Origin of the sequence: Paenibacillus sp. LC231 (assembly GCF_001860525.1) — a bacterium.
GTDB lineage: Bacteria > Bacillota > Bacilli > Paenibacillales > Paenibacillaceae > Paenibacillus_AQ.
This window is the reverse complement of sequence record NZ_JFOM01000026.1, coordinates 12592-35291: the sequence shown is the minus strand read 5'-3', so window position 1 is coordinate 35291 and position 22700 is coordinate 12592. Positions and strand designations below refer to the sequence as shown.

The window sequence follows — 22700 nt, the reverse complement described above, 5'->3', positions numbered from 1 at the left end:
GAGTCCAAGCATAGAGAAGGAGGAATTCATGTACATGTTAAGGAGCAAAAAGAGAATATCATCGCTGCTCAGCGGTGTGATGTTTCTATCGCTGCTGTTTCCCGCAGGACAAGCTGCTGCCGACCCAGCGGCCGCCGCTGCATCGGTCATTGATATGCGGCAGATGGAGATCGGGCCGGGGGCTACATACACGTGGGCGAATATGCAAAAAGGCAGCGGCGAGCAGAAGGTCCATATGGTGGAGTTTGATCCATCGCAAGGAAATCTGGAGCTTCAGCCGGGTCTCACGGACGGCAAGGTATACGGCATGCAGGGAGTCAGCAAAATGGCGTCCGATGCCGACAGGGCAGGCAATCGCGTCATCGCCGCGGTAAACGGAGATTTCTATGACATGTCCACCGGAATTCCGCTCGGATTGTTTATGGGGGACGGGGAGTTGTTGACCGACCCGCCCAGCGGCCGGAACGCCTTTGGTATTAAGCAGGACGGGACGAGCCTTTACGGCAGTCCGAAATTAACGAAAAACGTGACGATAGGCGGAACGGTCAGCAGCCTGTCCTCTATCAACCGTCTAAGAGGGACGGACGCACTTGTTCTTTATACCGAAAAATTCAATGCCACCACGATGACCAATACTCTGGGAGACGAAGTGATTCTGGATATCGTGAGCGGCAGGGTCGCCAGCGGGGAGACCTTGACGATGAAGGTGGCTTCCGTTCTTAAGGATCAGGGGAACTCGCCGATTGGCCAAAGTCAAGTGGTTCTGTCCGCTTCGGGCTCGCAGCGGAGCAAGCTTGCCGGGCTGAAGGCAGGGGATGAAGTGACGGCGAGTTTTCAGCTGGATAACGAATGGCAGGACGTCACGATGGCGATTGGCGGCACCGTAATGCTGGTCAAGGATGGCGTCGTGCAGCAGCATACCGATCCGGCTGTACACCCGAGAACGGTGGTGGGCACCAAAGCGGACGGCTCTGTCGTGCTGTTTGAGGTTGATGGCCGCCAGCCTGGGTTCAGTGAAGGACTTAATTACATCGAGCTTGGTGAAATGCTGCAGGAGCTTGGCGTAGTGAACGCACTGAATCTGGACGGAGGCGGTTCGGCTACCTTCGTTGCCCGCTTACCGGGAGAAACGGAGCGCAAGGTGCTCAACTCGCCGTCGGACGGCGGGGAACGCAAAACGGCCAACGGTATTTTGCTGGTGAACAAGGCGCCTGAAGGAGCGGCGAATAAACTCGTTGTAGCACCCACGCTTGAGAGAGTGCTGACCGGTTCATCCGCTACCTTCAAAACGGCGGCCGTGGATCAGAATCTGCATCCGGCGAAAATGACGGAGGCCGCGGTTTGGAGCGTTGACCCAGCCTATGGGACAATCGACGCCAGCGGGACGTTTAAGGCAGGCAACCAACCTGGATTGACCGAGGTATCCGTACAATCCGGTAATCTGACGGGTAAAGCCGCATTGGAAGTCGTCGATGAGCTGACCGAGCTCAAGTTCTCCGACGCCGTGAAGACCTTCTCCTCCGGCTCGACCGAGACGCTCAAGGTCACGGCGCTTCGCAATGGTCAAGTGGTACAGGCCGACAATAGCCGTTTGGAGTGGCGTACCGAAGGCGATATCGGGACGATTGACGGCAACGGAACGTTTACCGCTACGGACAAACAGGACGTCAGCGGCAAAATCTTCGTGAAGTACGGTCAAATCGAGACTTCAATCGAAGTGAACGTCGGGCTTCCGCCGGTGATGCTCGAGGATTTCGAGAACGGCCTTAGCCGTTATAAACCAAGCGCAGGTGCGCGGTTCAAGTCGACCCAGGTATCCATTGAAACCGATGAGACCTATATTCGTTCCGGGAATGGCGCCTTGAAGCTGGAGTATGATTTTACCGGAACGACAGGCACCTCCGGCGCTTATCTGGAGACGACAGGAACCGCGGATTATATCGAAATTCCGGGCTATCCCGAGAAGATCAGCATGTGGGTGTACGGGGATGGCAACACGCACTGGCTACGTGCCCAACTGCGTGACAGCAAAGGCACAATCGGGCTTGATTTTACCGATCAGACAACCGGCGTCGACTTTAAGGGATGGAAATATCTCGAGGCGTCCGTACCCAAAGGAAGAACCCTTCCGCTGGTGATGGACGCACCTGTACGATATATGGAAACAAATAACGCGAAAAAAGACGCCGGAGCCATCTACGTGGACGAAATTCGCGCATTGTACGGTCCGGCCAATGACGATATCGATCCGCCGGTTCTGAAGAGATTTTCGCCAGCTGACGGTGCGGAGATTACAGAGAACACGCCGACCATAACGGTGTATGCCGAGGATGCAGGCTATGATCCTGTCGCACACCCGGGAACGACGCTGATCGATCCGGACAAAATCCGATTCTATCTGGATGGAAGTCTGGTGCAGCATACCCTGTATCCGCCGGAAGGAAGAATCCATTACACGCCGAATGTTCCACTCGCCGATGGCGTTCATCAGGCGAAAGTCACCGTCCGTGATCTGTCGGGCAACCAAACGACCCATGAATGGAACTTCACCGTAAATACCGGTGCAGCCAAAGTGGTATACAATACGCCGGATACAATCTATGTTGGCGGTAGTTACACGCTGGATATCGGCGGTGTGAAGACATCCCAAATTCGCAGTGGTCATGTCGATTTCCAATTCGATCCTGCCAAAGTGGAGAATCTGGAGCTCATACCGGGGAACAAGCTGAGCCCATCCCAGGTTAGCGCGAGCATTGACGCTACGACAGGAAAGGTGAGGATAACCTGGAAGGACATCCATACCGCATCCCTGCAGGATACGGATTGGATCGGCCAAATCCGGTATGACGTGAAAAAGAACGCAACCGGCAGCAGCATCATAGCGCTCACGTCCGGGTCGGTATCCTTCACCGATACGGGCAATACCGAATTTTCGTTCTACGGTCTTCCGATCGAATCGCAGATCGCAGCGCATTATGCGCTGAGCTGGAATGAGGAGGGAACGGTACAGGGTTATGAAACCGAATTTAAAGTGACCGATGCCCAAGGTCAGCCTGTGGAAGGCGTGCAGATCATGGCTGACGCGGCAGCGGTAGGCACAACGGATGCGGCGGGTATCCTGAAGACCGGGGCGCTGACGTCCCAGGTCAAGACGTATACCGTGCAGGCCGTGAAAGGCAATCAATACAGTCCGGCCTTGGAGTTTAAGATTTCGCCGCTGGCTGGAAGCCCGACACCGTTCAACATCAGCGTAGGTATGGGCGAAGATCCAACTACGACGCGGATGCTGAACTGGCACACGGACCCGGCAACGGATGGGACCGTTGTGGAATTGGCCAAGCGGTCCGAATTTACGGATTTCGATGCGCCGAACGTCCAGAAGTTCAATGGTGCCAGCGAGCTGTACCATACTTTGGATCTCGGCACGGTCCGCGTCCATAAAGCGACGGCATCTGGCCTTGAGCCGGGCACAGAATATGTGTACCGTGTGGGTGACGGCCAAGGCCATTACAGTGCCCAAGGCTCGTTTAAAACGACAGAGCTCGCGGGAGACACAACGAAATTCTTGTATTTTGCGGATTCCCAGGCATCCACCGCAAAAGAGTTCGAGCTGTGGGGGAATACGATCGATAAGGCCGCAGCAGAGCATCCGGACGCCGAATTCATGGTCCATGCCGGGGATATGGTGGACAAAGGCTTCCTGGAGGAGCAGTGGAACTATTGGTTCGATGAAGCCCAGAAGCATTTCCTGAATACAACGTTAGTGTCGGCCATCGGCAACCATGAAGTGATGGGGAATAAGGAGAACGGGGATTTCCTGGCTCACTTTAACCAGCCGGGCAATGGCTTGGACAGCCTGAAGGGAACCAACTTCTCTTTTGATTACAAGGACGTTCATTTCATTATGCTGAACAGCGAGTATCAGCTGGAGGAGCAGAAAAAGTGGCTCCAGCAGGATCTGGCTAGCAATGACAAGAATTGGACCATCGTGATGTTCCACCGCGGACCTTACGGCAGCATTTATGATTCCGCTGAGGTACGCAGCCTGTGGGCGCCGGTGCTGGAGGAATTCGGCGTGGATCTCGTATTAAACGGACATGATCATATTTATATTCGTTCCTACCCGATGATGAACAACCAGATTGCCGCGGAAGGGAAGGGCACGACCTACGTCGTGGCGGGATCGTCAGGTCCTAAATTCTACTCCCACACGGAGCGGGGCTGGCATGAGGTGGTCGATGAAGAAAAGACTCAAATGTATGCCTCCGTGGAAGTGAAGGGAGACGAGCTTCATTTCGTAACCAAAACGGTTGGCGGACGCGTCGTGGACGAGTTTACGCTGACGAAATCGGATACGAAGCCGGAGCCGCAGCGGATTGAAGTAACTCCAAACCAGCTGACGCTAGCTGTAGGCGAGAGTCAAAAGTTACTGGCTGATGTGAAGCCGAGCGGTGCGGAGCGAACCGTTGTGTGGTCCGTATACCATTCTGAACCGTCGAATGACGTCGTCAGCGTGTCCGCAGACGGCATCGTGACGGCTCGAGGGTTGGGCAATGCCGTAGTCAGAGCGACCAGCACGGCGGCACCGGATGTCTATACAGACGTGAGTATTACGGTAGACCGAATCCCGAACGGCAGCATCGAATCGATACGCCTAAGCGGCAAATCCGAGCTGAAAGTCGGGGGCGACGATCAGACGGTAACAGAGGCGGTATATACCGACGGCAGCCGTATCCGTTTAATCGAAGGCATTACCTATGCGAGCAGTAAGCCGGACGTAGCTTCCATTGATGAACAGGGCTCGGTACGGGCTTTGGCAGCAGGGGCGACCGTCATTTCGGCAACCTACGAAGGGTTCAAATCGGAGTACGATTTGAAGGTAATCGCCCGTGGCGGGGGGAATCCTGATCCGGGACCGGAGCCGCCGGTAGACCCGCCGGTAGACCCGCCCGTGCAGCCACCGGTAACACCACCGGTAACACCACCGGTAATACCACCAGTAACGCCGCCGGTGACACCACCGTCAGGCAGCATCACCTTATCGGCCAGCGAGCTTGCAGCTAAGCTGTCGAACGGGCAAGTAACCTTGTCGGTGGATGGAAGCTTTACGGATATTACGCTGCCAGGGAATGCCTCTAATCTTATTAAGGACGGTTTCGTACGAATCGAAGCGAAGAATTTGTCCCTAACGATCCCGGCCGAAGTGCTTCGTCAGCTGGGTGATCTTGCAGATGCTGGCCAGCTGGAGAAGGGCACGATAAAACTGAGTGCCACCACATTAACGGAGACCGAGATGAAGCAGCGAATCGCGCAAGCTGCCCGCGTCTCCGGTGCGAAGCTGACAGCAGCCGGAGCCATGCAGGAGTTCGAGCTTAAACTGACGACAGCGGATGGCAAAGTCCACAGCTTAACTGAATTCGATCGTCCGATCACGCTGGAACTGCCGATATCTTCAGATACTAATGGCAAAAGAATCTCCATGTACTATTTATCAGGCAACGGAGAGCTGGAGTATATTGGCGATGTAAACAAAGACGGCCGCGTGGCCGCGGGAATCCGCCATTTCAGCGCTTACGGTTTGCTGGATTACGAGAAAACCTTTGCGGATGTTCCATCTTCATTCTGGGCCGCGGAGGTGATCGGCGATTTGGCTGCGAAGCAGCTCATCGAAGGCGTCAGCGCTGACCGCTTCGCACCGGCCCAGCAAGTGACCCGGGCTGAATTTGCCGCGATGCTGGTTCGTCTGCTGGATCTTAAGGCGGAAGGACCTGCGCCGTTTGCCGATGTAGCTTCAAGCAAATGGTACGCCAAGGCCGTGTCAGCAGCTGCCCAGTCCGGCATCGTGAACGGAACCAGCAAAGACCGCTTTACTCCCGACGCACCGATCAAGCGCCAGGAAATGGCGGCGATGCTGGTGCGTGCTTATGCCCACGCGATGAAACTGCAGCAGGAGAGCATCAGCGCGGGAAGCGGATTTACTGATCTCGCCGAGTCCCCGGACTGGGTTCGGGAAGCGGTAGAAACGGCGCATGCCCTCGGTTTTGTTCAGGGTCATACGCCGAGCCGCTTTGAACCGGAAGGCCTGACCACGCGTGCGGAAAGCGCGCAGGTCATTTATAATCTGCTGAATAAGCTGAAGTAAATTCTAGAAGTCATAATACCGCTTCTCTTCTCCTGTAGACCATCACAGTGGAGAGAGGCGGTTTCTTTTTTTAAAACTAACCGCGGTCTATCTTCATGGCATATAGGTCGAAAGACATTTTTCTTACAGGTTAAAGAATGGCGGAAGTTCCGATATAATGATTACATGGTCAATGAGTGAATGTAAATCGGAGTAATGGCTAATCTGGTAACCGGGAAGAGGGAAAGAGGATGACGGAATACGCGAACACGCCGAAGCCGCCGTATTATGCCTGCATTTTTGTGTCCAAGCGTACAGAGGGTGACCGGGGTTATGGGGCGATGGCCGATAAAATGGTAGAGCTCGCAGCGCAGCAGCCCGGCTATTTGGGGGTGGAGTCTGCCCGGGATGAGGGACTCGGGATCACGGTATCGTACTGGGATTCCTTGGAGGCCATTCGTTTATGGAAGGAGAATGCCGCACATCAGGTAGCGCAGGAACGGGGCAAGAACGAGTGGTATGAAAGCTTTGGCTTGCGAATTTGCAAGGTGGAGAGGGATAGCTTCTACAAGCTTTAGGCAAGGCCAATCAAGGAAGAGGATGAGGAGGAGTAATGATGAAGCAGAATCCGGGCAAGATCAGATGGGGAATCATGGGGACAGGCTGGATTGCGGAGCAGTTCGCAGCCGATCTGGCGTATGTGGAGAATGCTCAGTTTGTGGCCGTAGGCTCACGTACGGCGAGCAGTGCAGGTGAGTTTGCGTCCAAGTATGATATACCACAGGCTTATGGCAGTTACGAGGAGCTCGTGAGAGATCCCGACGTCGATGTTGTGTACATAGCGACCCCGCATCCGCTGCACCGGGAGCATGCCTTAATGTGTCTTCAGGCCGGCAAAGCCGTCCTGTGCGAGAAACCCTTTACGATTAACGGGGATGAACTGGAGGAATTAGTGGCGGCTGCACGGGAGCAGAAGCTGTTCCTGATGGAGGCCATGTGGACGCGTTTCCTTACGCCGATCCGGCAGGTGCGCGAATGGCTGAACGCTGGACTTATCGGCGACGTTCGGCTCCTGAAGGCCGATTTTGGTTTTCGGAGCGGCTGGAATCCGCAGGGCCGTTTGCTGAATTTGGAGCTTGGCGGCGGCGCGCTGCTGGATGCGGGTATTTATCCGGTATCGTTTGCATCCATGATTTTTGGAACCGAGCCGGAGAAGATATGGAGTACCGCGCATATCGGCGAAACGGGCGTCGATGAGCAGTTCTCGGTTATTCTATCTTATGAATCCGGGAAGACTGCTTCGTTAAACGGGGCGATCCGGCTAGGATTGACGAATGAAGCTTATATTTATGGCACAAACGGGTATATTCACATTCCGTCCTTCCTGAATGCAACATCCGCTTCGCTTCATGTTGATGGCGAGGAACCGGTGGTTGTTACGGATGATCGTCAGGAAAAAGGGTATAGCTTCGAGGCTTACGAAGTGGGGCAGTGTCTGTTGGAAGGGCGGCTGGAGAGCGACGTGATGCCGCTTGATGAGTCGCTTGCGATTATGAGGCTGCTGGATCAGATCCGGGGGCAGTGGGGCCTGAAGTATCCTTCGGAAGATTAAGCGTTGACGCTGATTATCGACCTTTTGGAATATGTGAACTGAATGAATTATGAAGCCAATACGGGGGATTGTCCCGTGTTGGCTTCTTTTTTGTGTTTGCTACGTCATGGGCAGCTTAAATTCCTGCCTGATTTATAAAATTATATTTTATTAAAACTATTGATATTTGAAATAAAATTTCAATATGATAGAGATAGAGATGAACATGTATGTACAAACCATCATGATCATCTACTCCAGCAGATCGACAGGAGGTGAGCTGCAGCCGATTTCGCTTGGAATTGGACTTCAGTTTGGATAGCAAGCACTCATACTAAAGGGAGTGAATTCGTGAATGATAATCAAAAGGCGTGTCTATCGAAGTAAGTCGATCCTATCCGTGACGCTGGCGTTAGCCGTGATGTTCAGCTCGGCTGTTTATGCTTGGGGTTATTCCGTTGATGAGTACGCAAGCACCGGAGAACCAGGGGCGGTCGTTATGGAAGATTTTGAATCGGTAACAAATTTGTCCGCATCCTCTGCAAGGGGGAAGGCCCAGCTGGATGTAGTGGGGAGGCCGGAGCCAATCTATTACGGACATCACGCTGCAGCTCTAACTTATGATTTTGTGGGCAGCGAATCCGGCACCTCGGCAGCATATCTCAACTTCAAAGACCCGGACGGTTCTACCGGCAGAAGCGTCCCCGGTTCACCGACTGCCCTCGGCTTATGGGTTTACGGCGATGGCGGGAACCACTGGCTCCGGGCCCAGCTTCAGGATTCTTCCGGCGGCAAGCATGCCGTGGATTTAACGTCTACCTCCGGTTTTAGCTGGAAGGGCTGGAAATACGTCAAATTTAACGTTCCCTCTACCATCAAGGCTCCTCTCAAAGTGAATCAAATCTATATCACCGAATTAAAAGATACGAATAAAAACAAAGGCACCGTGTACTTCGACAGGCTGTCGGCATTCTATACGGGTTCCCAGGTGTACGGACTCGACATTGGCGGGCTGACGCCCATGGGCGTTGGAGAAACGGTGAAACCCCAAGTATATGCAACCTATGAAGGACAAACGGAACCTGCATTATTAACAACCGGCGTGAAACTCACCAGCAGTGACGACAACATCGCTACGGTGACAGGCGCTACATACGACACCATTAAAGCATTGGCGCCGGGAACGGTAACCATAACGGCTGAATACGGAGATGCACCACAATCTCAGTATGAGCTTCATATTACGCAGGATGTGCCAGCCCCTGAAGAATTGCTGTTATCCGGGCCACTGCATATGGAGACCAGTCTTACCGGAAAAATGAGAACCAGTGTGGTTTACTCCGTCTACGGAAACCAGACGGATCCTGTATGGCTGACTGAAGAAATTAGTTATGCAAGCGATCAACCGGGCGTTGTATCGGTAGATCAAGCTGGTCAATTGACCGCAGTTTCTGCGGGAACGGCAGACATTACAGCAATGTACCGCGGAGTAACCGCACAGCATGCCATTACGGTGACGGACCCGGTTCCGGTTCTGCAGAGCATCGAACTTCAAGGTCTTACAGCGGTTACGGTTGGAGACTCCTTCGAGACGGCGGTGTCCGCAACCTACTCCTGGATGGAGGAGCCGGTGATCATAACGGAAGGTGTTACGTTTACCAGCAGTAATCCGAGTGTAGCCGCTGTCGATGATAAAGGAGTGGTATCCGGCTTGAAGATAGGTTCCGCTAGAGTAACAGCCACATTCCAAGGAAAGACCAGCTCACTTTACATTACGGTGAATAAAGCTTCGGAGCATCCGAAAGCCGAGATGAGAGCGGCGTGGATTGCAACCGTCGACAATATTGACTGGCCCGCCAAAGGAGTCACCGATCCGGATCAGCAGAAACAGCAATTTATCAGCCTGCTTGATCAGCTGGAGGATGCGGGAATGAACGCGGTCATTATGCAGATCAAGCCGACGGCGGATGCATTCTACCCGTCCAACTACGGGCCATGGTCAGAATGGCTGACGGGAGTTCAGGGCAAGGATCCGGGGTACGATCCGCTGGCATTCCTGCTGGAGGAAGTCCACAAGCGGAACATGGAGTTTCATGCCTGGTTTAATCCATACCGCATCAGTCTTCAAGGAGATGTTAACAAACTTGTGGCAGACCACCCGGCCAGGCAGCATCCGGAGTGGGTCGAAGTTTATGGCGGCAAGCTGTATTTCAACCCGGGGATACCGGAGGCACAGCAGTTTATCATCGACGGGATTATGGAGGTCGTTCGGAATTACGACATCGACGCTGTGCATTTTGACGATTACTTCTACCCGTATCCCGTAACCGGCGTGGATTTCCCGGATACGGATACATTTAACCAGTACAAAGGCTCTTATACGAATAAGGGCGACTGGAGAAGAAATAACGTCAATCAATTCATTCAGAAGGTGAACGAAGCTATCAAGGCCGAGAAGAGCTACGTGAAATTCGGCATCAGCCCGTTTGGTATCTGGAAAAATAAATCCAGCGATCCGACCGGCTCTGAAACCAATGGTCTCGAGAGTTACAATGCCATCTATGCCGACTCGAAGAAATGGGTTGAAGAAGAGTGGATCGATTATATCACGCCTCAGATTTATTGGAATATCGGTTATTCCGCCGCCGCTTACGATAAGCTGATCGATTGGTGGAGCGGGATTGTGTCCGGCAAGAATGTTCATCTATACAGCGGGCAAGCCGTATACAAAATCGGGTCGAATGCCGATTGGTCCAATCCCGAAGAGATGCCGAACCAGATCCATTACAACCGCAACTTTGAGGAAGTCCGGGGCAGCATGTACTTCAGTTCCAAATGGTTTAAGGATAATGCGCTCGGATTTACCGACAGACTGAAGAACGATCTGTATCGATATCCGGCATTGATTCCGGCGATGCCTTGGATCGATTCGGAAGCGCCGACAGCGCCCAAGAAGCCCAAGGCTGATCACGAGCAGGATGGTGTGAAGCTAAGCTGGAAGTCGACAGATGAGGAGACGTATTATGCGGTCTATCGTTTTGATGGAAGAGGCACCGGCAGTGTTCAAGATCCGTCGCATTTGTTAGGAACTCTCCGAAAAACCGCCGATAAGACGCAATTCTTTGTTGATCATACCGCAGCGGAGGGACAAACTTACACGTATGTTTTGACGGCTGTCGATCGTCTGCATAACGAGAGTGCCGCAAGCAAACCGGTCACGGTGAATGTGAAACATCATGGTAAGCCTGGAAAGCCTCCGGTGAACCCACCGGGGAAACCGAACAAACCGTGAGTTTACATCCTTACTGTTAACGGTTGGTTTACTTCCCTAAGTAAGGAGTCGCTTTAGAGGGCGGACTGGCCCGCATCAGGAAAAAGGGACACCCCGGCTTATAGCCTTGGGGCGTCCCTTTTGCGTTTGTTCCAATGGACATGCTGCGTGATACAATAGGTGCATTACGACCTGGAGTGTGGTGTATGTTCAAGAAATTAGGAATGGCATTGGTTTACGCCGCCATAGGTGGTCTTGTGTATTTTTATGGAGATACCATATTGGTCTGGATTCGATCGACAGATAGTATGACGCTGATCATGTTCATGGCTGTCATCATGGCCTTGTTTCCGGTGATCCCTTATCCGGTGGTAGGAGGTGTAATCGGTGCTGCCCTCGGGCCGGTTATCGGTGGAATCGTCACTTGGGTCGGCTCTACCGTTGCTTCCATCCTTATGTTTATGTTTATCCGATACGGGTTTCAGGAATGGGGCGGCCGGGTGCTTTACCGTTATAACAGGCTGGGAAAAGTGACAACGATGTTCGAACGAAACGCCTTTATGACCATCCTGTTTACCCGGTTGATCCCGTTTATTCCTTCCATTGTCATCAATGTGTACGCGGCTCTCAGCAAGGTAACGTTCGCATCTTACAGCATCGCGTCCGCGCTAGGCAAAATCCCTGCCATGCTGCTGTTCTCGATGGTAGGCGATCATCTGATGACCGACCCTTCCCACATCATGATAACCATTGGGGTATACGGCGTATTTCTCGCGATAACCCTGCTGGTTTATCGGTTATCAGGCTTTGGCCGTTCAGGAAGAACGGAGGGCAAACGGTTATAACTGCTCAATGGATGAGGCGGGACCGCTTCGTTCTGCAGATGCGGAGGTCTCGCCCTTTTTCTTTTGGAACCATGCCCGAACCGCCTCGATCTCTCGCTGATCCATGCCGTTTAAGCTTTCGTTGATCTCGCTGAATATCATCTTCACCTGCAGAGACAGGAGCCCTCTTCTTCGCTGTCTGCGGGTACCGCTGACCTCCATGGCGATAATCTGCGGCCGGCGTATATACCTGGTGGACATTGCAATGAAACGGCTGCGGATCGTCAGCTGTTTGTCCGTTACATTAAGTCCGGAATCCCGGTGCGAAAGGAGTCCCCAAGCTAACGAGAGCGGGAGGAGCAGAAGCGATAACAAACCGAGTCTGTCAAAATACCAAATGCATGCGCCACTAACGATCGCGGCAAAAGCCAGCTTCCACCGCAGGTACATCCATTTTGCGCGGGGCGGCGGCGAAGCGGTAATAGGCTGAGCGCTGAATTGAGGTGTGACCCGGTTCAGCAGCGCTGGAATATCTACGGTCTTCAGTAGAGGATGAAGCATGAAATGCTTGTCGGACTCGGACGTAAGCACATGAACCTTCACTTCAGCGTAACCGAACCAGCGCCGGAATACGCCTTCTTTTACGGTAATGGCCAGCACTCGTTCGGGAGAGAAGAGCAGCCTTTTTCTCTCCAGCAGCCCGCAGCTGACCGAGATTTGTTTTCCGATGCGCTCGACGGTAAATCCCGCATATTTGATCGTGTAGAGCACGGCGGAGAGCAGCCAGGATATAATAAGCGCCACCGCGGCAATGCTGATCCAGCTCCCGGGCAGCAGCTTCCCTGCCGATTGAAACAGCGATTGGTACATTTGATCCGGGAGCAGGTCATCGGCAAATGATATAATACCGCCTACAAAGGCTAAAGCCAGTGACAGGTTGGGCGAGGAGAGCGCGGCAATGAGCAGGCGTCCGGAGGATAGCTGGAGCAGCGTGCTGCGTTCTTCCTCTGCCGTCCCTGGATCGTCTGCGGTATGTCTCCCGGCGGCGCCGCCGGAATCGGAATCCTCCAAAAGACCGCTTCCGTATCCCATGTTCTGATTCGACGGTTGAATGGATTCGTGATTCTCTCGGGTTTCCGACGGTTGAACAGCTGCCCTCTCGCTCGGAGCGGGAAAGCTCTGATCGGTTGGGTCGGAACTCTCATGAGCTTGGTGAACCTCCCGTTCCGTCTGCCTTGTTCGGGTTTGCTCGCGCAGCCAGCGCTGCAGCCGTTCGCCTTCGCTATTGGTGATGGCAGGCAGTATGCCGCCGCCTTCCGTTTTGCCCGGTGTTTCAATTCGGACCTGGGTAAGTCCCAGTATACGCTGCAGCAAGGGCTGCTCCATATTCATAGAATGAATGCGGCCCGTATAGATGGACAGCTCCTCACGGAACAGAACACCGCGGCGGATGAGGATTTTGTCCTCTTCTAACGTATAGACGAAGCGTTTCCACTTCAGATACCCGTACAGAAGCAGAAGCGAGACCATGATGACGATGACGGCGGACAGCCAGTACCAAGGGATGTCCCGCAGCGATTTTCCGTTAAGGAATTTGATGGATACGAGAGCGGCGATGGGAATGAGTGATTTTACGCTGCCTACGAGCGGGAACAGGATGAACAGCCGGTGCAGTCTTGTCGGTTCATTCATCGTGATCCACCACTTTGGCCAGCTCGCCGATCTGTTTTTTCAGTTCCTCTGCATCTTCCAGCTTGAGCGCCTGAATAACATGAGTCGTTGCGGCGGTAACGACCTTTACCTTGGCTAGACCATATTTACGAAGGAGCGGCCCTCGCTCAAGCTCCACATGCTGTACACGCGTCATCGGGACAAGGGTGTCACTGAGCCAGATCCAGCCGGAGCGAAGCTCCAACTCTTCCTCGCTTACCTTGAAGCCGAATTGTTTGTAGGTGAAAGAGGGCACGGCCCAAGTAAACCAGGCTCCGAGAACCAGCAGTCCGATGGTGATCCAGCCCGGTATCAGGGTCCACCCGAATATAGCGGCGATGATCAGATAAGCTGCAGCAGCGAGCAGGATCACTCCATCCGTAATGAAACCCGTGATGCGGGAGATCGTTACGGAGTCCGGGTGACATCTGCGCATAGCGTCAAGCCGATTGTCCATATGTATGTTCCTCCTTGATGTTTAAGATTCAAACAGTCCTTGCATTTATATGTATGTCTACGTTGCTCGGGAAGGATTCGTTTCATCCCGTCTCCCGACTTGCTTGCCGTGCTTATCATTGTAGCATAACAGGCTAACGAGCAATTGAACCTGACCTAACGGTTGCATGAACATATGCTGAATCTGTTAAGCTTGAGTTAAGGAAGAACTTGAAATGATCGAGAATGAAAGGATCGCGTGTAATGAAAATAGACCGGCTATTAGCCATAACCGTCCTGCTTCTGAACCGGGGGAGACTGAGCGCCAAGGAGTTGGCCGATCGGTTTGAAGTATCAAGCAAAACCATATATCGCGACATGGATACGCTATGCCAAGCCGGGATCCCGATTGTGGCCCACCAGGGAATATCCGGCGGGTTTGAAATTATGGAGCATTATATGATTGACAAGTACTGGCTGTCCGCCGAGGAGATGAGTGCGCTGGTTACAGCGGTTAAAGGGATGAGCAGTGCACTGGAGGATCAGCAGATGGGCATCCTGCTTGAGAAGGTAAAATCGCTGCTGCACAGGGTAGAGCAGGGGCTTGGCGATGAATATCGAAGGGAACCGGTGGTCATGGACTTTCAGCCTTGGGGACAGCGTCAAGGACTGAAACCGGCCGTGGGCTTGCTCAAAAAGGCTATTCAAGAAAAGCGCAGGGTCGTGATGGAGTATATCGATAATCGGGGCAACGCGGAGCGAAGAACCATTGAACCGGCATCCCTGATTCTGAAGGGCAATATTTGGTATGTACAAGCCTTTTGCCTGGAGCGGGAAGACTTTCGAATCTTTCGGTTATCGCGCATGCAGCATATCGAGATGCTGGATGAGACTTCGGAGACAAGAATGATACCGAGTATGGAACGCTTGGAATGGGAGTCCTCTTGGTCAAGCGCGCTGGAGCAGGAGACGGTGCTGCTATTCGAAGCTGCCGCGCGTCAGCGGGTGGCGGATATTTTTCCGTCCGAACAAGTAACCGTCAACCCGGACGGCTCTTTACGCGTTCGAGTGTTATACAAATTGGATGAATGGTTTTACAGCATGATACTAAGCTTTGGTGATCAGGTGCTGATTGAGGAGCCAGGCGAAGCAGCCGAGAAAGTGAAACGAAGAGCGCAATTGATTATGCAGCGCTACGTTAACCAGGACAGATAGATGTCCACGTTACCTCTTTAAAATTGAAATATATTCATCTCAAGGAGGAAACAACATATGAGTCATAGTCAACAGCAGAATCAAAGTGAACGATGGGTCGAGACTAGACCCGCCATGTTCATTCAGGGTGTCGGCGTTCGAACGACGAACGAAGCGGAGGCAGGACCGCAAGGCAAAATACCGCAGTTATGGGATCGGTATTTCCAAAGCGGGTTGCAGACGCAATTATCTGATAAGGATCAAGCCATCTATGCGTTGTACACGGATTACGAGAGCGATGCATCCGGGGCGTACACCTTAATTATAGGCAACAGGATAGATGAAGCTGTGGTAGTTGCGGCTTCTACCGAGGAGCTGCAGCAGGCGGCCGTCCCGGCAGCCAAGTACATGGTATTCCGGACTAGACGTGGTCCTTTGCTGGAAGTCGTTCCGCAGGTGTGGCATGAAATTTGGAGTTATTTCCAGCAATCAGCCGATAAAAGGACGTATACCGGGGATTACGAACGCTATGACATGCAGCAGTTTGATCCTGCGAATACTGTGGTGGACGTATATATCGCGATTGAATAGGAGTTAATATCGGCAGGGCGTTCCAGTGCCTGGAGTGGAAAGCGACTATTCTTCGGATGATATGACCTAACCCGGGAATACGCGATATTGGCCAATGATGAAGAAGAGGGTGATCCCGCAGCGGGATTACCCTCTTTATTTTACAATCCGGAGCCCGGCTTCTTGATCATCGTTATGAACGTAGTGCCGCCATAATCAAACGTTGCAACTTCCGAGAAGCCCAGCTGGGTATACAAGCGAATGGCTCGTTCATTGAATTTGGCAACGGTCAGCCGAAACGATTGGCGCTTGTGAAATTCAGCGATGGATGCCAGCACGAACGAGAGAAACTCTTTTCCCCGGCATTGTCCGGTCGATTCCGGTTTCATCCCAAGTCCGAAATCCAGCAGATCCTCGTCATATGCACCTAACGGGATTGCGATCGGAATTTGGGCTGATGAGCCTGTACAGCAAAAGCCGAAGAGCTGCCCTTCCTTGTCCAGTATGGCGTAATACGAGCACTCCAGAAGTTCTTTCCGAAACTCCTCATCCGGTTCGCTGTTGTAGAAATCATAGGGAGGTTCATAGCTCCATTGCATAATTTGATCGGCATACGTTTCGGTCATGGCCGTGATACGAAGAGGCATTATTCTCATCCTTTGGGTTTGTTGATATAGGTTTCTTCCCCATATACTTTAATTCGATTTGGAAGCGAAAAAACCTTCTCTTCCGCGTACATGGCCGGGCATATGCCCGCCACGCCGAGAAGAGAAGGTTTTCTTTTGTCACAGCGACCATTCATGATCCGCTGGCATGGGTCTGCACCACATGCTGCCTGCGGTAGGCGCCCGGCGTCATGCCGACGGCCTTCTTGAACGTCCGGTTGAAGGAGGTAATGTTGAGATAGCCGACACGCTGGCTGATCTCATTGACGGTCAAGTCCGTGCATGCCAGCAGTTCCTTCGCTTTGTTCATACGGATGCCAAGCAGATGGTCGCTGAAGTTAAGACCGGTCTTCTCCTTGATATAGACAGAGAGGTAGGCGCTCGACAGGTTCAGCTTGGCTGACAGATAGTCGAGAGACAGATCATCGGCATACTGGTTATGGATAATGTTCATGAACATGGCGATGAGCGGCTCTTCGCCAGTATCCTTTTTCTTGCGAATGAGGGCGCAGGAGGCTTCGACGAGCTGACGGAATACCCCCTGGTAATCTGTTAGGCAATGGCATTCTGCCAATCTTGCGCTCCACTGCTTTAAGGATTGGACAGATGTTTTGTCAATCTGGGCCGTCTCCATATAACTTAGAATCTTGGAAGCGACCGAATCGGCGAAGAAACGGAATTGCGAGATGCCGGCCTCCTTGCGCTGCATGGCCTCGAGCGCCTGATCGATGATTTGCAAGGAACGGCTGTCGCTGCCGGATTGCAGCGCGTCAAGCAGTCCTTTTTCCTGAGACGGGCTTAGGTTGACAGTGTTTGGGAGGACCCGCTGCTTGGTTACCATCTGTGATTCCTCCAAGAGTTGTGCCTGTGCGGTCAGTCCTTTGACCTGATGGTAGGCTTGATTGAATTCGGACGAATGGCTCACTTGGGAACTGACGGCGATGGTGACAAGGAACAATTCCTTTTCCTCATTTAACATGTCCTTGATTTCCTGCAGCAGTTCCTCCAGGCGGGCGGCTTCCTCCCGTTTAAAGATGGATACGATCTCATTCTTTTCGATCTGGAACGTGTGGGATCCCGGATAGCGTTCTGCCGTGATCAGATGAATATGCTCCAGCATATGGCGGACGGCCTGATCGGTCTGGAGGGGGAGCTCATAAACCGGATTCATCCGGAAACGGATGTGATACAGAACCACGATAAAGCTTCCGTCGTCCGACAGGAAATCCTCCCACTCGCTAATATCGGTATTGATGCTCTTCAGCTGACTAATATAAGAGTAGCTGGTTAGAACGGATTTATGCTTGTTCATGCGCTCCCGTATTTCTTCCTTCTCCCGGAACAGCTCTTGAATCCGGTTCTGGATCAGATCGTATTCGGTGATGCTTCCGGATTCCGGCATGGATGAGCTGTTGGCTCTGTTCAGCACGGTTGTTAAAATCTGCTTCACCGGCTTGTGCAATCTGCGACTCAGGAAAAAGGAAGCGGCAAGGGCCACGCCAAGCGACAGGCAGAAGATGAGCAGCAAACCGCCGGTTAACCGGCTGAGCTGCGAAGAGACATGGCTGTAAGGCACGGCGGAGACATAGGTCAGTCCATCGGACCCGGCTTCGGCAAAATAGTAGGTTCCATCTTTGAGCACGGCCTTCTGTCCGGCTTCAAACGTCGGAAGCTGATCCTGGTTCATGGAGCCCAGCGTATAGAGCACTTGGCCTTCGTCATTCAGAATGGCGAGTGCACGATCATCGGATTCGCCGAAGAAGGACTGAGCGGCCTTGTCGATATCGATAAGGGCAATGACCTCATAAGGACTGTCCGGCTGCTTGTAGACAAAAGGCATCAGTGTTTTCTCGGACAAATCGTTGTTGACTCGATAAGTGGCCGCAGGGAGAAGTTTGAAGGATTCCTGAGGGCCCTCGTAGCTGCTCCAGAACGAATAAGGATACCTCGGGCTTGCATAGGAACGATTGAACATATAGGAAGCATCGCCGCTTCCGGATTTGCTCAGTACAAAATCAAACTCCCGGAGATAAATCAGGGTATCCTCCAGAAAGAACAGCGGGTTATAGATATCGCTCCGCATCTGCATCATCACATCTCGAGCCTTCAAGTAATTGACTTCGCTTCCGGCCTGGTGGCGAAGCTGATTATTGAAGCCGATTAATTCGGATTGATTGTATATATCGAACATTAATACCTGCAATCTGCTGAATTGGTTGTTGAACCGCTCTGCCGTATCGTGAACCGCCTGCTGGCTCGTATCGATGATTTCTTTCTGCAGGCTGGTCTTAAAGAGTTGGAAAATGACCGTATAGAACAATCCGAATAACACGATGATGGCCAGAAAGCTCAGAAAAATTTTAAAGAATACACTGCGGCTTTTATGTCTGATCCAATTCACAGCCTTCCCCCCTTTATATTTTTCTGACGTTCAAGGTTTCACAACATTATATAGGACAAGTGTTAAGGATTGTGCCCGATTCATGTTAATCGTTCGTAAAAAATGGATAGTCAATATTTTAGATTTTAAGCAATGCTTTAGGAAAACGGCGCTTCTGCCCATCCATCCAATGAAAGGCGAGACATCATTAAAATGGTCAATACCCCATATGCGTTCGGGTCGTTTATGATGCAGACGTGGACCTTTAAGACACACGAAGACGCATAGACGAAAGAGGGGGGATTGCCGATTTTACAACGTCATCTAAACACCTTGGAAGCGCATTCAAACATTCGCAGGAAAAGTGCTTGGCGAAGATGGATGATGCAGGTTCGCAGAAACTGGCAGCTGTACGCTTTATTTGCACCAGTTCTGTTATACTTCATTGTATTTCATTATGTACCCATGTATGGCGTCCAGATTGCATTTAAGGATTTTATTGCGAACAAAGGGATTATGGATAGTCCATGGGTAGGCTTCAAGCATTTTGAACGCTTTTTTGACAGCTTTTATTTTTGGCGCATTATCAAAAATACGATGGGCATCGGGTTATATGAGCTGGCGGTCGGATTTCCGATTCCGATTATCCTGGCATTGATGATTAATGAAGCCAGATCGGGCCGGTTCCGCCGATTTGTACAAACCGTAACTTATGCACCCCATTTCTTATCTACGGTGGTCGTCGTCGGCATGATCATGATGTTCCTGTCGCCGGTCAGCGGCCTGGTCAATTCGATTATCACCTCCTTCGGCGGAGAGCCGATCGCCTTCATGACGGAGCCATCCTGGTTCAAGAGCATCTACGTATGGTCCGGCGTATGGCAGGGTATGGGCTGGAGCTCTATTATCTACTTGGCGGCACTCGCCGGGATTGATCCGCAGCTGCATGAGGCGGCCAAGGTGGATGGAGCAGGCTGGTTCCGGCGAATATGGCATATCAATCTGCCGGGCATTGCTCCAACGATGACCATTCTGCTGATTCTGAACATCGGTTCCGTTCTGGGCGTCGGCTTCGAGAAGATCTTCCTGATGCAAAATTCACTCAATATGGAAGCGTCTGACGTCATTGCTACGAATGTATACCGGAGTGGTATACTGGGTGCCCAGTACAGCTTCTCGGCTGCGGTTGGCCTGTTTAACTCCGTTGTAAACTTCATCCTGCTGATTACCGTAAACCGGATCGCCCGAAAAGTCAGCGAGAACAGCCTATGGTAAGGAGGAATGATGCGTATGCCGCAAAGCCGAAGTGAACGAATAGCCGGAGTATTTATTTACATTATACTATCTTTTATCACGCTCCTTGTACTGTATCCTTTATTTTTTGTACTTATTGCTTCCATTAGTGCACCAGAAACGGTCATGCGAGGGGAAGTATGGCTCTGGCCCAAGGAGCTGTCATTTGTCGGATATGAGCGGTTGTTTGCCAATTCGGAGCTTGTACGAGGATTTCTGAACACCTTGCTCTATACCACGACGGGAACGGCGCTGAATGTTCTGATGACCATTGCGGCAGCCTATCCGCTCTCCAGGGTTGATTTCAAGGGTCGACATGTATTTACACTAATCATTGTATTTACCATGTTCTTCAGCGGTGGGATGATCCCCAATTACTTGCTGGTGAAGGAACTGGGAATGCTGGATACGATTTGGGCCATCATTATTCCTTCGGCCGTATCGGTGTGGAACATTATCATCATGCGGACCTTCTTCCAGAGTTCCATTCCGAAGGAAATGCAGGAGGCCGCGTTCATTGATGGGGCGTCCAATATGCGGGTACTGCTGCGGATTGTGCTGCCGTTATCCGGACCGATATTGGCCGTGATGGTGCTGTTCTACGCCGTAGGTCACTGGAATTCGTATTTCAGCGCGCTGATCTACTTATCTGATCGTGCCAATTATCCGATGCAGCTGTTCCTGCGCGAGATTCTGGTACAGGGACAGATGCAGGAGATGGTGGATATCAGCGATGATTCACTGGCGCGAAGTCTGATGGACGCGGAAGCCATCAAATATGCGGCGGTCATTGTGACGAATCTGCCGATGCTGCTGCTGTACCCGTTCCTGCAAAAGTATTTTGTGAAGGGCGTTATGATTGGTGCAATTAAAGGTTGATTACGTACATTTCATGAGGAGGAATTGAATTTTATGGTGATGAGAAAATGGACTTCACTCACATTGGCAGCTGTACTGGCAGCCGGATTGCTGGCAGGCTGCGGTAGTAAAAGCGGGGAAGGTGCAACGGATAAGGGTGAGACGCCGCAAGCCAATTTTAACGAGACCGGCATGCCGATTGTGAACGAGCCCCTCGATCTGACGTTCTTCACGGGCAAGTCGCCATCAAACGGGAGCAAATTCGAGGAAACGCTCGTATGGAAAACCTATCAAGAGATGTCCAATGTGAATGTGACCTGGAACCTCATTCCATTCGATACCCTGACCGAGAAGCGGAACTTAGCGCTGGCAGGTGGAGATTATCCGGATGTATTCTACTCCGCAAGGGTCAGCTCCGCAGAGTTAACCCGTTATGGGGAGCAAGGAGTATTTATACCGCTGAATGATCTGATCGATAAATACGCACCGAATTTCAAAAAGCTGATGGAAGAGTACCCGGATATTCGAAAAGGCCTGACGATGCCGGACGGCAACATTTATTCCCTGCCTTCTTTCTACGATCCTGCGCTGCTCTCCATGTTGATTGGTACACCGATTTGGATTAATCAGGAGTGGCTGGATCAGCTCGGGATGAAAGAGCCGCAGACGACAGAAGAATTCTATGCGTATTTGAAGGCGGTAAAAGAAACCGATCTAAACGGTAACGGAAAGCATGATGAGATTCCTTTCGCTTCAGCAGGCATTACCGGAATCATCGATCACTTGAAAGGCTCTTGGGGACTTGGCACAAGCGGACTTGGCCATAAATTGGTGGACATAGATCCGGACACAGGAAAACTTCGCTTCACCAAAGCTTTGCCGGAGTATAAGGAAATGCTCCAGTTCGTAAACAAGCTGCACCAGGAAGGACTGCTCGATAAAGAGATCTTCACGATTGAGGGCGGCGCATTGAATGCCAAAGGGCAGGAGGGCCTGCTCGGTGCCACAATTGTGCCGAATCCGGAGATGGTGATGGGTCGCAAAGAATACATCGGGCTCGGGGCGCTTAAGGGACCGCATGGTGATCAGCTCTATTCCCACGTCAAAGTGCCGATGGTTCACGTAGGTGCATTTGCGATTACCGATAAGAACCCGAATCCGGAAGCAACGATCCGCTGGATGGATTACTTCTACGGGGATGAGGGCGCCCAGTTCTATTTCATGGGTAAAGAAGGCGAGACATTTACGAAGAACGCTGACGGCCAACTGGAGTATGTGAAGGAGATTACGGAGAATCCAAATGGATTAACGCAGGATCAGGCGTTGGCCAAGTATTTCACTTGGCTCGGGGGCAGCTATCCGGGCTTTGTACGGGAGAAATGGTTTAAAGCCTCGGAGACACGACCTAACGCCATGGCCGCAGCCGAAAAGGCAGAGCCGTATGCCGTGAAGGAGATCCTGTACAACTTTAACTTTACATTGGAGGAAACGGACGTCATGACCTCGATCGGTAAAGATATCGAGGATTACGTTAAGGAAATGGAAGCGAAATTCGTGAACGGCTCGGCCTCGTTCAGCCAATGGGATGAGTATGTGAATACACTCAACAAGATGGGACTGGACCGATACATGGAGGTTTACCAGGCCGCTTATGAGCGCTACCAGGCGGAGTAAGTAGTAAGTAACAGTTAGATCCTTTAAAAGACGCGGTGTGGAGAGATTCCTGCATCGCGTTTTTTGCCTGCTCAAATAATTGGTGAAATATCCCAAATGGGGTGATAAGATCAG

Annotated in this window: 14 protein-coding genes; 10 read left to right on the top strand and 4 right to left on the bottom strand. The window is 51.9% G+C overall.

Annotation, left to right across the window (positions count from 1 at the left end):
- Nucleotides 1–34: 34 nt before the first annotated feature.
- The 5 genes from AK95_RS17410 to AK95_RS17390 all read left to right on the top strand — a co-directional run bounded on the left by AK95_RS17410 (nucleotide 35) and on the right by AK95_RS17390 (nucleotide 11828).
- On the top strand, nucleotides 35–6142 hold the full coding sequence (locus AK95_RS17410; protein ID WP_071221592.1) for a phosphodiester glycosidase family protein: 6108 nt from the start codon (nucleotides 35–37) through the stop codon (nucleotides 6140–6142).
- Nucleotides 6143–6372: 230 nt separating this feature from the next.
- Nucleotides 6373–6699, top strand: a complete 327-nt coding sequence (locus AK95_RS17405) for an antibiotic biosynthesis monooxygenase family protein (RefSeq protein ID WP_071221173.1) — start codon at nucleotides 6373–6375, stop codon at nucleotides 6697–6699.
- 38 nt (nucleotides 6700–6737) lie between these two features.
- The gene (locus AK95_RS17400) at nucleotides 6738–7733 is read left to right on the top strand and encodes a Gfo/Idh/MocA family protein (RefSeq protein ID WP_071221172.1); all 996 of its coding nucleotides are present in this window, start codon (nucleotides 6738–6740) and stop codon (nucleotides 7731–7733) included.
- A 334-nt stretch (nucleotides 7734–8067) separates the two neighbouring features.
- Nucleotides 8068–11004, top strand: coding sequence for a family 10 glycosylhydrolase (locus AK95_RS17395; RefSeq protein ID WP_071221171.1), 2937 nt, complete (start codon nucleotides 8068–8070; stop codon nucleotides 11002–11004).
- A 185-nt stretch (nucleotides 11005–11189) separates the two neighbouring features.
- Nucleotides 11190–11828, top strand: coding sequence for a TVP38/TMEM64 family protein (locus tag AK95_RS17390; protein ID WP_071221170.1), 639 nt, complete (start codon nucleotides 11190–11192; stop codon nucleotides 11826–11828).
- Here AK95_RS17390 and AK95_RS17385 read toward each other — a convergent pair.
- On the bottom strand, nucleotides 11823–13499 hold the full coding sequence (locus tag AK95_RS17385; RefSeq protein ID WP_071221169.1) for a PH domain-containing protein: 1677 nt from the start codon (nucleotides 13497–13499) through the stop codon (nucleotides 11823–11825). The genes AK95_RS17390 and AK95_RS17385 overlap by 6 nt on opposite strands.
- Entirely contained in the window at nucleotides 13492–13974 is a 483-nt protein-coding gene (locus tag AK95_RS17380; RefSeq protein ID WP_071221168.1) for a PH domain-containing protein, read from the bottom strand. The genes AK95_RS17385 and AK95_RS17380 overlap by 8 nt, the downstream gene beginning before the upstream one ends.
- A gap of 242 nt (nucleotides 13975–14216) precedes the next feature.
- On the opposite strand from AK95_RS17380, the gene AK95_RS17375 reads away from it, so the two are divergent.
- Nucleotides 14217–15167, top strand: coding sequence for a helix-turn-helix transcriptional regulator (locus AK95_RS17375; RefSeq protein WP_071221591.1), 951 nt, complete (start codon nucleotides 14217–14219; stop codon nucleotides 15165–15167).
- A 57-nt stretch (nucleotides 15168–15224) separates the two neighbouring features.
- On the top strand, nucleotides 15225–15737 hold the full coding sequence (locus tag AK95_RS17370; protein WP_071221167.1) for a GyrI-like domain-containing protein: 513 nt from the start codon (nucleotides 15225–15227) through the stop codon (nucleotides 15735–15737).
- Between the two features lie 140 nt (nucleotides 15738–15877).
- On the opposite strand, the gene cpaA is transcribed toward AK95_RS17370, so the two are convergent.
- Nucleotides 15878–16363, bottom strand: coding sequence for a capreomycin N-acetyltransferase CpaA (gene cpaA, locus AK95_RS17365; protein ID WP_071221166.1), 486 nt, complete (start codon nucleotides 16361–16363; stop codon nucleotides 15878–15880).
- 151 nt (nucleotides 16364–16514) lie between these two features.
- Nucleotides 16515–18782 carry a helix-turn-helix domain-containing protein gene (locus AK95_RS17360; protein ID WP_071221165.1) on the bottom strand — a complete coding sequence of 756 codons (2268 nt, stop codon included), beginning with the start codon at nucleotides 18780–18782 and terminating at the stop codon, nucleotides 16515–16517.
- Between the two features lie 363 nt (nucleotides 18783–19145).
- Between AK95_RS17360 and AK95_RS17355 the strand changes: the two genes are divergently transcribed.
- From AK95_RS17355 to AK95_RS17345, 3 genes are read left to right on the top strand one after another with little or no spacing between them, the layout of a single operon-like run.
- On the top strand, nucleotides 19146–20036 hold the full coding sequence (locus tag AK95_RS17355; RefSeq protein WP_233355163.1) for an ABC transporter permease: 891 nt from the start codon (nucleotides 19146–19148) through the stop codon (nucleotides 20034–20036).
- A gap of 15 nt (nucleotides 20037–20051) precedes the next feature.
- Nucleotides 20052–20933: a carbohydrate ABC transporter permease gene (locus AK95_RS17350; RefSeq protein ID WP_071221163.1), complete on the top strand. Its 882-nt coding sequence runs from the start codon at nucleotides 20052–20054 to the stop codon at nucleotides 20931–20933.
- A gap of 33 nt (nucleotides 20934–20966) precedes the next feature.
- Nucleotides 20967–22586 carry an extracellular solute-binding protein gene (locus AK95_RS17345; RefSeq protein WP_071221162.1) on the top strand — a complete coding sequence of 540 codons (1620 nt, stop codon included), beginning with the start codon at nucleotides 20967–20969 and terminating at the stop codon, nucleotides 22584–22586.
- The last annotated feature ends 114 nt before the right edge of the window (nucleotides 22587–22700 follow it).